11 protein-coding genes are annotated in these 12,233 nt (G+C 65.3%); 7 read left to right on the top strand and 4 right to left on the bottom strand.

Annotated elements, in window-relative coordinates:
* The first annotated feature begins 155 nt into the window (after window positions 1-155).
* The 6 genes from E4341_RS02210 to E4341_RS02185 all read left to right on the top strand — a co-directional run bounded on the left by E4341_RS02210 (window position 156) and on the right by E4341_RS02185 (window position 7,293).
* Window positions 156-644 (top strand): Lrp/AsnC family transcriptional regulator, encoded by a 489-nt coding sequence (locus tag E4341_RS02210; RefSeq protein ID WP_055754211.1) that lies wholly within the window; start codon window positions 156-158, stop codon window positions 642-644.
* Between the two features lie 39 nt (window positions 645-683).
* Window positions 684-1,622, top strand: a complete 939-nt coding sequence (locus E4341_RS02205; RefSeq protein ID WP_165114829.1) for a pirin family protein — start codon at window positions 684-686, stop codon at window positions 1,620-1,622.
* Window positions 1,623-1,671: 49 nt separating this feature from the next.
* Window positions 1,672-2,637 carry a WD40 repeat domain-containing protein gene (locus E4341_RS02200; protein ID WP_165118503.1) on the top strand — a complete coding sequence of 322 codons (966 nt, stop codon included), beginning with the start codon at window positions 1,672-1,674 and terminating at the stop codon, window positions 2,635-2,637.
* Complete coding sequence (mtgA, locus tag E4341_RS02195) at window positions 2,637-3,329, top strand: monofunctional biosynthetic peptidoglycan transglycosylase (RefSeq protein ID WP_165114827.1); 693 nt, start codon at window positions 2,637-2,639, stop codon at window positions 3,327-3,329. Before E4341_RS02200 ends, mtgA begins: the two co-directional genes overlap by 1 nt.
* 64 nt (window positions 3,330-3,393) lie before the next feature.
* Window positions 3,394-5,286: a M2 family metallopeptidase gene (locus E4341_RS02190; protein ID WP_165114825.1), complete on the top strand. Its 1,893-nt coding sequence runs from the start codon at window positions 3,394-3,396 to the stop codon at window positions 5,284-5,286.
* A gap of 96 nt (window positions 5,287-5,382) precedes the next feature.
* A complete protein-coding gene (locus E4341_RS02185) occupies window positions 5,383-7,293 on the top strand; it encodes a TadE/TadG family type IV pilus assembly protein (protein WP_165114823.1) in 1,911 nt (636 codons plus the stop codon).
* Between the two features lie 4 nt (window positions 7,294-7,297).
* On the opposite strand, the gene E4341_RS02180 is transcribed toward E4341_RS02185, so the two are convergent.
* Window positions 7,298-8,209 carry an isopenicillin N synthase family oxygenase gene (locus E4341_RS02180; protein ID WP_055754455.1) on the bottom strand — a complete coding sequence of 304 codons (912 nt, stop codon included), beginning with the start codon at window positions 8,207-8,209 and terminating at the stop codon, window positions 7,298-7,300.
* A 226-nt stretch (window positions 8,210-8,435) separates the two neighbouring features.
* Between E4341_RS02180 and E4341_RS02175 the strand changes: the two genes are divergently transcribed.
* Entirely contained in the window at window positions 8,436-9,110 is a 675-nt protein-coding gene (locus tag E4341_RS02175; protein ID WP_055754205.1) for an OmpA family protein, read from the top strand.
* Between the two features lie 191 nt (window positions 9,111-9,301).
* Here E4341_RS02175 and E4341_RS02170 read toward each other — a convergent pair whose 3' ends face one another.
* The 3 genes from E4341_RS02170 to E4341_RS02160 all read right to left on the bottom strand — a co-directional run bounded on the left by E4341_RS02170 (window position 9,302) and on the right by E4341_RS02160 (window position 12,206).
* A complete protein-coding gene (locus E4341_RS02170; RefSeq protein WP_165118501.1) occupies window positions 9,302-10,456 on the bottom strand; it encodes an OmpA family protein in 1,155 nt (384 codons plus the stop codon).
* A 239-nt stretch (window positions 10,457-10,695) separates the two neighbouring features.
* Window positions 10,696-11,163, bottom strand: coding sequence for a MaoC family dehydratase (locus E4341_RS02165; RefSeq protein WP_165114821.1), 468 nt, complete (start codon window positions 11,161-11,163; stop codon window positions 10,696-10,698).
* Between the two features lie 62 nt (window positions 11,164-11,225).
* Window positions 11,226-12,206 (bottom strand): threonine/serine dehydratase, encoded by a 981-nt coding sequence (locus tag E4341_RS02160; RefSeq protein ID WP_165114819.1) that lies wholly within the window; start codon window positions 12,204-12,206, stop codon window positions 11,226-11,228.
* Window positions 12,207-12,233: the final 27 nt, after the last annotated feature.

The following is a 12,233-nucleotide window of genomic DNA, read 5'->3' as shown; positions in this document are numbered from 1 at the left end:
GTTCATGCGGGCGTCCATATCCGTTCTGGGGTCCGTCCGTGTTTCCTCTGGACGTGTGATAACACGCCGCTTAAGCAGGTGCTCGCTCAATTTGACCTTGCGCAATCCCGATATCGGGTATTTTATTTCGCGATAATCATAATCGGAGAAACGCATTGGCCGACGAACTCGACCCCATCGACGCCCGCATCCTGGATATCCTGCAACAAGACGCCGGGCTGTCGGTCGCAGAGGTCGCCGATCGCGTCGGGCTGTCGGCCTCGCCCTGCTGGCGGCGGATCAAGCGGCTGGAAGACTCCGGCCTGATCACCAAGCGCGTCACCCTGCTGAATGCTCAGCTGCTGGGCTTGGACTTCGAGGTCTACGCCATCGTCAAACTGATGCTGCCGTCGGCGGACAATCTCAATGTCTTCGAGGCCGCCGTGGCCAAATGGCCGGAAGTGGTCCAGTGCGCCACCATCACGGGGCGCGAGGACTATGTGCTGCGCATCATCACCTCGGACATGCACGCCTTCGACCTGTTCCTGCGCGAGAAGCTGCTGGCCCTGGGCATCGTCTCGGACTGCGAAAGCCACATCGTCACGCGCGGCGTGAAGAATGTGACCGCCCTGCCTCTTGGCATCATCACGCCTCACGTCGGATAACGTCGCTCAGGCGGCGCGGGCCGCACTGGGAGCCGACACATGATCGAACTGGTGATCGACGCACGCCGCAAGGACCTGGGCGGGTTCGAGGTCGGGCGCGTCCTGCCCTTCCATTCGCGCCGGATGGTCGGGCCCTTCATCTTTCTGGATCAGATGGGACCGGCGCAGTTCGCGCCGGGCGCCACGGCCATCGACGTGCGACCGCACCCGCATATCGGCCTGTCGACCCTGACCTATCTGTTTGAGGGCGAGATCATGCACCACGACAATCTCGGCTACGATCAGGCGATCCGGCCGGGCGAGGTCAACTGGATGACCGCCGGCAAGGGCATCGTCCATTCCGAGCGCACCGATCCGTTGAAGAAGAGCAAGGGCGGGCCGATGCACGGCATGCAGGCCTGGGTCGCCCTGCCCGACGAGGCCGAAGAGATGGACCCGGCCTTCCACCACTTGGGCGAGGACGCCCAGCCGGCCTACGAGAACGGCGGCCTGTTCGCGCGACTGGTGGCCGGTGAGGCTTACGGCGCCAAGGCGGCCGTCCCGGTGTCGTCGCCGCTGTTCTACATCCATTGGGAGCTTCAGCCCGGCGTGCGAACCGCCCCGCCGTCCGGCAAGGGCGCCGGAGGCATGAGCGAGCGCGCGCTCTATGTGGCCAAGGGCTCTATCGAGGTCGGCGATCGCACCTTCCACGAGGGCCAGATGATCGTGCTGGAGCCGACGGCCGAACCGACGGTCAAGGCCCTGACCCAGTCGACCGTCATGGTGCTGGGCGGAGAGCCGGTGGGGGAACGGCTGATTTGGTGGAATTTCGTCGCCTCCAGCCAGGCCCGCATCGATCAGGCCAAGGCCGATTGGAAGGCAGGCCGGATGACGCTGCCGGACGCGGACGATCTGGAGTTCATCCCGCTGCCTGACGAACCGGCAAAGGCGCAGGCGGAGCCTGCGCCAGTGACGCCCAAGCCGACCGATCCGGTCTAGCGGTCAAGCAGAAGGTGACGCGGCAAGGTCGGATCGCTACATGCGGCCTATGAACTTCGATTTCGACGCCCAGGTCACCGCCGCCCTGTTCGACAACACCGGCGCTGTCTTCGCCCTCGGCGACGGCTCCGTCCGGTTCGAGGACCGGACGCGGGTGGAGGCGCACGACGGCGCCGTGCTGTGCGCCTGCGTTCATCCGTCCGGCGACGGGATCGTCACAGGCGGCGATGACGGCAAGGTCGTCTGGACCCGTCGCGACGAGGACCCGGTCGTTCTCGCCACGGCCAAGAACCAATGGATCGACGCCATCGACGCCTCGCCGGCCTCGGGTCTGATCGCCTTTTCCTTCGGCCGCACCCTGTCGGTGATCGACCCCAAGGAGGTGGGCTTCCGCCGCGACTTCCAGCATGAGCGCACCGTCTCCGGCGTCGCCTTCGAGCTCAAGGGCAGGCGCATCGCCACCTCGACCTATGGCGGGGCGGCCCTGTGGTATGCACGGATCGAGAAACAGCAACCGGTGAAGCTGGCCTGGGCCGGGTCGCACACCGGCGTCGCCTTCTCGCCCGACGGCGCCTTCGTCGTCACGACCATGCAGGACAATCAGATGCACGGCTGGCGCATCAAGGACGCCAAGAATCTGCGCATGGGCGGCTATCCCGGCAAGGTGCGGTCGATGGCTTTCCTGGCCAATGGCCAGTTGATGGCGACCTCGGGCGCGCAGGGCGCGGTCCTATGGCCCTTCATCGGATCGAACGGACCGATGGGGCGCGAGGCGACCGAGATCGGCTATGACGACACGACCCTGGTCAATCTGGTCTCGGCCCGCGCCGATCAGGGCCTGCTGGCCGCCGGCCTGACCGACGGTCGGGTCTGGGTCGCGCATCCGGCGGCCCAGGGTCTGAATTTCGTCAAGGCTGAGAAGGGGCCGGCCATTGTCGCCCTGTCGCTCAGCCCCCCCGTCGACAAGGTGGCCTGGGCCGACGAAGACGGCGCCGCTGGAGTCTTGATCCTCTAATGGCGACGGGCCGCAAGAGCTGGCGTCGCGTGGTGCTGACCGCGCTTCTGATCCTGGCTCTAGTTCCGGTTGCAGGCGTGCTGATCGTCGCCATCATCCCGCCGCCGCCCACCATCTTGATGCTGCGCCAACTCGCGAGGGGCGACGGCATGGACTATCAGTGGCGCGGCCTGAACCAGATTTCGCCCAATCTGGTGAATGCGGCCATCGCCGCCGAGGACGCCCGGTTCTGCAGCCACCACGGCTTCGACATGGAGGCGATCCAGAAGGCCCTGGATCACAACGCCGAGGGCGGGCGTCTGCGCGGCGGATCGACCATCAGCCAGCAGACGGCCAAGAACGTCTTCCTGTGGCCCGGCCGCGACTGGATCCGAAAAGGTCTTGAGGCCGGCTACACCGTCCTGATCGAGGCCGTGTGGTCCAAGCGCCGGATCATGGAAGTCTATCTGAACGTGGTGGAATGGGCGCCCGGCGTCTATGGCGCCCAGGCCGCGTCGCGCCACTGGTTCGGCAAGGACGCCCGCGACCTGAGCCCGCGTGAGGCGGCGCGTCTGGCCGCCATCCTGCCGGCCCCGCGCCGTTACGAAGCCGCCGCGCCCGGCCCCTATGTGCGTCGGCGCGCCGCGCGCGTTCAGGCCGCCATGGGCACGGTGCGCAACGAGGGTCTGAACACCTGCGTCGTCGGCCGCTGAACCGTCACGCTTGACGGGCGACCGGGCCTGACCTCTCCTGCCCGCGCTGTTCAGGAGATCCATCATGAAGCGTCAGATGATGACCGCCGTCGCGGTCTGCGCCCTCGCCTTCGCCGCCGGCTGCGCCAGCACCAGCGAACCCGCCGCCGGCGCGCCAGGCGTCGAACAGACGGCCTCGACGACGCCTGCGCCGGCCAGCGGCATGCGCGGCGACTATCCGATCACCGCCGAGGGCGCGACGGCCTTCATCGCCGACGCCGAAACCAAATGGGCCGAGGTCAGCGAATATGTCGCCCGAATCCAATGGGCGCGCGCCACCAACATCACCTTCGACACGATGTGGCTGGAATCCAAGGCCAACGCCGAGGCGACCGAGCTTCAGGTCCAGCTGGCCAATCGGGCCGCCAAGTTCAATGACGTTCAGGTCGATCCGGTCGTGCGCCGCAAGCTGAACCTGCTGCGGCTCAGCCTGGTCCTGCCCGCCCCCAACCGACCTGGCGCGGCCGAGGAATTGGCGCAGATCACCACGCGGCTGGACTCGACCTATTCGACCGGCAAGTTCGATTTCAAGGGCAAGCCGATCACCCTGGACGAAGCCTCGCTGATCCTGGCCGACAGCCGCGACCCCGCCGAGACCAAGGCGCTGTATGAAGGCTGGCGCACCATCTCGCCGGTCATGCGCGACGACTACGCCCGCATGGTCGAGATCGCCAATGAGGGCTCGCGTGAGTTGGGCTTCGCCGACACCGGCGCCCTGTGGCGGTCAGGCTACGACATGCCCGCCGACGATTTCGCCGCCGAGACCGATCGGCTGTGGGCCCAGGTGAAGCCCTTCTACGAGAACCTGCACTGCTATGTGCGCGCCAGGCTGAACGCCAAATACGGCGACGCGGTCCAGCCCGACCACGGCCCGATCCGCGCCGATCTGTTGGGCAATATGTGGTCCCAACAGTGGGGCAACATCTATGATGTGGTTGCCCCGCCCAGCGGCGGCGCCTCAAGCTACGACCTCACCGAACTGCTGAAGGCCGCCGACTACGACGCGACCAAGATGGTCAAGACGGGCGAGGGCTTCTACGTCTCGCTGGGCCTCGACCCGCTGCCTCAGACCTTCTGGGAACGCAGCCAGATCACCCGCCCGCGCGACCGCGAAGTCGTCTGTCACGCCTCGGCCTGGGACCTGGACAACGCCGACGACATCCGCATCAAGATGTGCACCAACGTCAACGGCGACGACTTCTACACCGTCCACCACGAGCTGGGTCACAACTACTATCAGCGCGCCTACAAGAACCAGCCCATGCTGTTCCGCAATGGCGCCACCGACGGCTTCCATGAGGCCATCGGCGACTTCGTCGGCCTGTCGGCCCTGACCCCCACCTATCTGAACCAGATCGGCCTGTTGAAGACCACGCCAGGCGCAGAGGAGGACATTCCCTTCCTGCTCAAGATGGCCTTGGACAAGATCGCCTTCCTGCCATTCGGCCTGATGGTCGATCGCTGGCGCTGGGACGTCTTCTCCGGCGAGACGGCGCCGGCCGCCTACAACACTGCCTGGACCGCCGACATGCTGCAGTACCAGGGTCTGGTGCCGCCCGGACCACGCCCGGCCAACGCCTTCGATCCGGGCGCCAAATACCATGTGCCCGGCAACACGCCCTATACCCGCTACTTCCTGGCGGCTATCTATCAGTTCCAGTTCCAGCGCGCGGCCTGCAAACAGTCGGGTTGGACCGGGCCGCTGCATCGCTGCTCCGTCTATGGGAACAAGGAAGTCGGCGCCCGCTTCAACGCCATGCTGCAAATGGGGCAGTCCCAGCCGTGGCAGGAGGCGATGATGGCCTTCACCGGCGACGACGGCAATGACGCCTCGGCCATCGCCGACTATTTCGCCCCGCTGAACGTTTGGCTCCAGGAACAGAACCGCGGCCACCAATGCGGATGGAGCGCCGCCTGATCACGCGGCGGCGTTAACCGTCCCCTTCACAATTCCCTTAACCGCCCGATGGCAAACTCAGCGCTAATCGGGCGGTCCGCGTCCTTTGGGATGGGCATGGTGAAGGTTTCCAATCGGATCGGCAGGGCGGTGAAGGCTCTGCGCATGTTCACGTCGCGCCTCTCGTCGGACCGCGACGGCAATGTCGTGATGATCTTCGCCCTGATGATGCCGGCGCTGATCATGCTGACCCTGGGCGGCATCGACATCAACCGCGTGACGACGGCGAAGGCCCGCGTTCAGGACGCGCTGGACGCGGCCGCCCTGGCCGCAGCGCGCTCGTCCTACACCGATCCGAAAGACCTGAAGACCGTCGCGCTGGTGGCGCTGAGAGCCAATCTGCGCAACGCCTCGGTGGAGCCGTTCGCCGACGACGCCGTCAAGATCGAGTTGACGAAAGACCAGGTCGTCATCGCCGACATCCAGGTCCAGGTGAAGACCCTGATCGCCAATGTGGTCCTGCCGCCCTACGGTAAGATTCTGGACGACACCCTGCCCGTGAGCGTCCACTCCGAGGTGAATAGATCGTCCAAGGATATCGAGGTTTCGCTGGTGCTCGACATCACCGGCTCGATGGCCAGCAACAATCGGATCGGTGATCTGAAGAACGCCGCAAACCAGCTGATCAAACTGGTCGTTCAGCCGGCGGCGAAACAAACGCCCTACTATTCACGCATGGCGATCGTGCCCTATTCGATTGGCGTAAATCTGGGCGCTCGCGCCGACGCCGCGCGCGGCGCTTCGGTCGGATCGACCGGCATCACCAGCGCCGCATGGGCGGCGGCGGCGGCCAAGTCGATCTCCGGCATCACGCGCGCTTCGCCGGGCGTCGTGACCGCCAACGGCCACGGGCTATCGACCGACGACTACGTTTGGATCAGCGGCGTCAGCGGCATGAGTCAGATCAACAACCGCGCCTACAAGGTCGTGCGGATCGACGCCAACAAGGTGTCCCTGCAATATCAATCTGGCGCGAACTGGTATGCGCTGAACACGAGCAGCGGATACAGCAGCTACAGCTCGGGCGGTCAGATCCGCAAATGCATGCGCTCGGACTGCTTTGTCACCATCACGTCCACGAACCACGGCCTGTCTGAGGACGAGGGTGTGCAGATCACTGGCGTGAATGGCATGACGGCGCTGAACAACAGCAGCGGCCTCTTTGAAGTTTACGAGCGCACATCCAAGGACGCCTTCGTTGTGCCTGTCGGTGGCGCGACCTACGCCGACTATTCCAACGGCGGCGCAGTTCAGTGCGGCCGTGACGGATGCGCCAAGCGTGTCTTCCGCGATCCGCAATACAATCGTCTGAACGTATTCGACAACACGACCTGCGTCAGCGAGCGCACTGGCTCATCGGCCTACACCGACACGGCTCCCGGTTCGGCCTACGTTGGTCGAAACTACGCGTCTCCCCGCAATCCCTGTCCGGCAGCGACCGTCCAGCCGCTGACGTCCAATATTGACACACTGACCAGCCTCGTGAACGGGCTGTCTGTCACAGGCTCGACGGCGGGTCAGATCGGCCTGGCCTGGGGCTGGTACACGGTATCCAACCAATTCAACGGCCTGTGGTCGTCGAACCCGGCGGCTGCCTATGCGCCGACCAAGGTATTGAAGGCCGTCATCCTGATGACGGACGGCGAGTTCAACACCCCCTATTGCGGCGGCGTGATCGCTCGCGACGCCGGCCCCGGGTCCGGTAATCTCTACGACAAGATCGCCTGCGACGCGACGAACGGCGACCCGTTCGATCAGGCCGCAAAGCTTTGCACCGGCATGAAGGCCAAGGGTGTGATCGTCTATACCGTGGGCTTCTCGATCACGCCTGGCAGCGACGCGGCCAACATCCTCAGCACCTGCGCCACCGACAAGGACAAGGCCTTCCTGCCGCAGTCGGGCGCGGACCTGTCCAACGACTTCCAGGCCATCGGACGCGACATCACCCGACTACGGATTTCCCGCTGACGGCCTAGAGCAGGCGGATTTCGCGCAGGCGTTCGGTCAGATAATCCTCGGCCAGGATGGTCTTGCCCGCATAGCGATCGGGATTGTCCGGCGTGATGGCGCTGGGCAGGGTCTCGATCGGGAAGTCAGGGTTGAAGTGCAGGAAGAAGGGCGTCGAATAGCGGGCGAAACCGCGACGCTCGGGCGCCGGATTGACCACGCGGTGGGTCGTAGACGGCAGGACGTGGTTGGTCAGCCGCTGCAGCATGTCGCCGATATTGACGACCAGGGCGCCGGGCGGCGGCGCGATGTCGAGCCAGCTGCCGTCCTTGTCCTTCAGCTGCAGACCAGCCTCTTCGGCGCCGAGCAGCAGGGTGATGACATTGATGTCTTCGTGCGCCCCGGCGCGCACGCCCGGCGCATCTGCCGGAACCGGCGGGTAATGAAGCATGCGCAGGACGCTGTTACCCATCTCCACCTTGTCGGCGAAGAAGTCGTCGCCCAGCTTCAGGTAGCGGGCGATGGCGCGCAGGATCTTGGCGCCCAAAGCATCCAGGTCCTCGAACATGCCATACAGGTGCTCGCGGAAGCCCTCGACTTCGGTCGGCCAGACGTTGTCGCGCATATAGCGGCGATAGGGGTGGCCTTCGGGCAGTTCCCGACCGACGTGCCAGAACTCCTTCAGATCGACCGTCTTGGCGTCCTTGGCCGCCTCGACCCCGAACGGTGTCAGGCCGCGCGCGCCGCCCGTACCGGGCTGATGGTATTGACGCTTCACCTCTTCCGGCAGGGCGAAGAAGGCCTTGGCGTCGTCGATGGCCGCGGTGATGCGCGCCTCGTCCAGACCATGGTCGGCGACCACAGCGAAGCCATAGCGCGAGAAGGACGCACCCAGTGCGTTGCTGAACGCTTGAAAATCGGCGTCGTACTGCGTCATCGAAACCGGCTGAATGGCGCGGTCTGTCGTGTGGTCCGTCTGGGTCACGCTCACGGCGTCGTCCTCGATCTGGGGATGTGCGGCGGTTCCCATACGCCCAATCGACGCCTTTGTCAGGGCCATGGCGAGCGCGGACGTGGCGGGCATTCATGCGCCGTACAGATTGGAACCTTCACAGTAAGCGCACGTTTCCGCGCCAGATCGCTCATAAGAAAAGGACCATTCCATGCGCGCCAAGTTTATCGTCGCCAGCGTTTCCATCGCCGCCCTGCTGGGGGCCGCCGCCTGCACCACCACCGACCCCTATCGTTCGGGTCCGGTTCGCAACAATACCGGAACCGGGGCCATCGCCGGTGCTCTGGGTGGCGCGGTTCTCGGCTATCTGACCAACACCTCGAACGGCGAACAGGGCCGCAAGAACGCTCTGATCGGCGCGGGCATCGGCGCCTTGGGCGGCGCGGCCGTTGGCCAGTATATGGATCGCCAGCAGCGTGCGATGGAGGCCGAACTGTCCGGCTCCGGCGTGGGCGTGGCGCGTCAGGGCGACGTGCTGGTGCTGCGTATGCCCTCCGACGTGACCTTCGCCACGAACCAGTCGTCCATTGATCCGCGCTTCCTGCCGGTGCTGGACGATGTCGCCCGCGTTCTGCAGCAGTACGACCAGTCGACGGTGGACGTGATCGGTCACACCGATTCGTCGGGCGGCGACGCGATCAATCAGCCTCTGTCGGAGCGCCGCGCGAGCAGCGTCGCCTCTGAACTGGTTCGTCGTGGCGTGATCGCGCAGCGCCTCTATGTCGCCGGCAATAGCTCGCGCAACCCGGTGGCCTCGAACGCCACCGCCGAAGGCAAGGCGCAGAACCGCCGCGTCGAAATCCTGATTCGGCCGTTCACCGGCTGATCGGCGTCAAAATCAGAATGCTTGAGGGCGGCGTCGCGAGGCGTCGCCCTTTTTCTCTGCGTGGACACAGCATGCAGAAGGTCAGATGGCGCAAAGAAAAACGCCGCCTCCTTACGGAAGCGGCGGTCTGTCTTTCGACAACTTCGAAGGGTGAAGCCGATCCGGACGAACCAGATCGGCTCCTGAAAGTCTTAGAAGTTGATGTCGATGGTCGCGCGGCGGTTGAGCGGTTCGCGCACACCGTCGGCGGTCGGCTTGGCCAGGTTGGTTTCGCCCTTGCCGTCGAGGGCGATCACGCCGCCGTTGACGCCTTGAGCGACCAGGGCGTCCGCGACGGTGCGCGAACGACGGTTGGACAGGCCCAGGTTATAGGCAGCCGAACCCGAGGTGTCGGTGTAGCCGACGATCAGGACGCGCGTCGGTGCGCCCGACTTGGCGTAGTTGGCGGCCTGCGTCACCACCGAGCGGGCTTCCGCAGTCAGGTCCGAGCGATCCCAGTCGAAGTACACCACGAACTGGCGAGCGACCGGCTTCTGAGCGACCGGCGGAGGCGGCGGCGGGGGCGGAGGAGGCGGCGGGGGCGGGGGCGGCGGCGGCGGCGGCGGCGGGACGTCTTCCGCACCGAAGCTGTAGCGCAGACCCAGGGTCACGGTGTGCGACTGGTCGTAGTCGCCGTCCCACTCGCCGAACTGCGTGGCGCCCACGCCCGTACCGGCCGTCGTCGAGGCGAAGTTGGCGTCGCCCGTCAGGTAGCGGTAGGTCAGGTCGATGTTGGCGCGGTCGCCGATGGCCCAGGCCAGACCCGCGATCGCCTGAGCGGCGAACTTGGTCGAGGTGTCGTCGGCGGCGAAGGTGGCCAGACGGTTGGCGCGCAGAGCGCCGATCGTGTTGGTGTCGACGCGGTTCACACCGGCGCCGAGGCCGACGAACGGACGAACGCCCCAGTATTCGAAGCCGAAGTCATAGATGACGTTGGCCATCAGGGTGGCGGATTCGATGTCGCCTTCGGGCGAGAAGCAGCCGCCCGTCGCCGGGGTCAGGTTGCACAGGCCTTGCGTGCCGGTGACGGCGCGAACCTTGCCGATGTCGCCCGAGCGGTAGCCGCCTTCCAGTTCAACGCGCCAGTTCGGGTTGAAGCGGTAGCCGAGGCGAGCGAACGCCGCCCAGCCGTCGTTCACTTCCCAGTTCCAGTTGGCGCCGGTCGTGGACGATTCAGCGTTGATATCGTCGATCATGTGGTAGCCGGCGTCGATGGCGCCGTACCAGCCATTGGGTTCCGCCGACACAGCACCAGCCGACAGGGCCAGGGCGGCCGCTGCGCTGGAGGCCAGCACGAAAGTCTTCATACGCATAGGGGGGTATCCCTCCGCCTCTGTTATAGTAGGGGGCGGGTCTACCGCCTACGCGGGTCTTACCAGCCTTGCTGTATAAGGTCGAGGCGGAAACGTGACGGTATCGATCAGCAAAGGCGATACCGTGGCCTTGATGATACAGATGAATTTGGCGTCCACGCACAGAATAGTTAATCTCTGGCCGTCGATGCGTCACAATCTCCCGCATCGAGACATTCTAACCTATGCGAGTGTCACGGCTCTATCTTTGGATTGACCATCTGCATCCCGAGCCACTCGGCAATCAGCGCCGGCTTGTCAGCCCCGTCGATCTCGACCGTCAGTTCGTGCTTCAGCAACCAGCGTCCGCCGCCCTTGTCGTCGGCGGAGATGAGTTTGAAACGACCGCGAATGCGTGACCCTGCCGGCACCGGCGCCAGGAACCGTAGCTTGTCGAAGCCGTAATTCACGCCCATGACGACGCCCTCCAGCGGCGCCACCGCGTCATAGCTCATGGCCGAAGCCAGGCTCAGGGTCAGGAAGCCGTGCGCGATTGTTCCACCGAACGGCGTGGCACTGGCCGCCTCCGGATCGACATGGATGAACTGGTGATCTTCGGTGCAATCGGCGAAGGCGGCGATCCGGGCCTGGGTGACGTCGAACCATTTCGACACCCCGACCTCCTGTCCCATCAATGCCTGTAGTTCACTGGCTTTGGTCATCGTGCGTTTCCTCAGTGCGTGTGAGGAGAGGTTGGCCGACCGTCACGGGGAAGGGAAGCCCTTCAGCCGCCGAAGCGCCCCTCGATGATCTCGGCGTACAGCGTCGGATCGACGTTGCCGCCCGAAAGGACCATGGCCGTCGTCCGTCCTTTCGTCCCGATCTTTCCGGCAAGCAGGGCCGCGAGCGATACCGCGCCGCCCGGTTCGAGGACGATCTTGAGATGGCGGAATGCGAACCGCATCGCTTCCGCGACCTCGCCGTCCGAGACGGTGATCGCCCCCGCCAGCCGCCGGTTGATCGGCCAGGTCAGCACACCCGGCATCGGCGACATCAGGGCGTCGCAGATCGAGGGCGCGCCCTGTGGATGACCGACCCGCTCTCCGGCCGCCAGCGATCGCGCGGTGTCGTCGAACGCTTCGGGCTCGACCACGAACACCTTCGTTGCGGGACTGCGTTCGGCCATGACCAGATTGATCCCAGCCATCAACCCGCCGCCGGACGCCCCGCATAGCAACTGGTCAAAGGGCGCATCCGCCTGATCCAGCATTTCCAGCGCCGTCGTCCCCTGGCCCTCGATGATGAAGGGATCATCGAACGGCGGAACCAGGATCGACCCGCGCTCGGCGGCGATGGCCGCGCCGATGGCCTCGCGGCTTTCGGTCCAGCGGTCGTAGAAGCGCACCTCGCCGCCGAAACCGATCACGCCCTCGACTTTCACCCTAGGCGAATCCGACGGCATGACGATGATCGCCGGCGTCCCGACCATGGCGGCGGCGGCAGCGACGCCCTGCGCATGGTTCCCAGACGAGAAGGCGACGACGCCGCGCGATTTCTCCTCGTCGGTCAGTCGGCTGATGCGGTTGTAAGCGCCGCGAAACTTGAAGGCTCCGGCGCGCTGCAGGCTTTCTGCTTTCATCAAAACCCGCCCGCCGACCACCGCGTTCAGAGCCGGGCTTTCGAGCAGGGGCGTGCGGACGGCGACCCCGTCGATCTGGCGGGCGGCGTCGAGGACGCCTTCATAGCTGGGCAGGTGCGTCGTCATATGCTCCCCTTACCCAAGACGCAGCCG

This window comes from Brevundimonas sp. 'scallop', assembly GCF_011045535.1.
Lineage (GTDB): Bacteria > Pseudomonadota > Alphaproteobacteria > Caulobacterales > Caulobacteraceae > Brevundimonas > Brevundimonas vesicularis.
The sequence above is the reverse complement of the archived record's forward strand: the minus strand, read 5'-3'. Positions and strand labels throughout refer to the sequence as shown.